The 892-nt window shown below is 70.9% G+C and carries 1 protein-coding gene; it reads right to left on the bottom strand.

Translation table 11 applies throughout. The features are described 5' to 3' along the window. Positions 1-892: IS256 family transposase (locus ACFPJ1_RS43220; RefSeq protein ID WP_380112271.1), on the bottom strand; the 892-nt coding region annotated here is incomplete at both ends.

The raw sequence follows: 892 nt of genomic DNA, 5'->3' as shown, positions 1-892 counted from the left end.
TCCTTCGGGAACGCGGTGAACGCGAGCACGTCGGCGCGGGCTTGCTCGAGGTGGTCGACGACCGCGGGTAGCTTGTCGGCCAGGGCGTCGAGGACGCGGTCGAACTGTTCGTGCACCGCGTCCTTGTCGGGTTGGTCGTAGACCGAGTGCAGCAGCGTCTTCACCCACGGCCAGCTGGCCTTGGGGGTCACGGACATGAGGTTGGCGGCGTAGTGGGTGCGGCACCGCTGCCACGACGCACCCGGCAGGGTGGCGCCAACCGCCGCGGTCAGCCCGGAATGCGCATCGGAGGTGACAAGCCGGACTCCGGTCAGGCCGCGGGCTGTCAGGTCCCGCAGGAAGGCCAGCCAGCCGGCGCCGTCCTCGGCCGAAGTGACTTGCAGGCCAAGGATTTCGCGGTGTCCGTCACCGTTGACGCCGGTCGCGACCAGGGCGTGCACGTTGACGACCCGGCCGCCTTCGCGGACCTTCAGCACCAGCGCGTCGGCGGCGACGAACGTGTACGGGCCGGCGTCCAACGGCCGGGTCCGGAACTGGTGAACCTGCTCGTCCAGCTCGGCCGCCATCACCGAGACCTGCGACTTGCTCAGCCGGGTGATGCCGAGGGTCTCGACCAACTTCTCCATCCGCCGCGTGGACACCCCGAGCAGGTAGCACGTCGCGACCACCGTGGTCAACGCCCGCTCCGCGCGGCGGCGCCGCTCGAGCAGCCAGTCCGGGAAGTAGCTGCCCGAGCGCAGCTTGGGGATCGCCACGTCCAGGGTGCCGGCGCGGGTGTCGAAGTCGCGGTGCCGGTAGCCGTTGCGGGAGTTGGTCCGGTCCGGGCTCGGCACGCCGTACGGGGCGCCGCAGACCGCGTCGGCCTCCGCACCCATCAACGCGTCGATGAACG

The organism is Kribbella qitaiheensis (assembly GCF_042657745.1).
GTDB lineage: Bacteria > Actinomycetota > Actinomycetes > Propionibacteriales > Kribbellaceae > Kribbella > Kribbella qitaiheensis.
The sequence above is the reverse complement of the archived record's forward strand: the minus strand, read 5'-3'. Positions and strand labels throughout refer to the sequence as shown.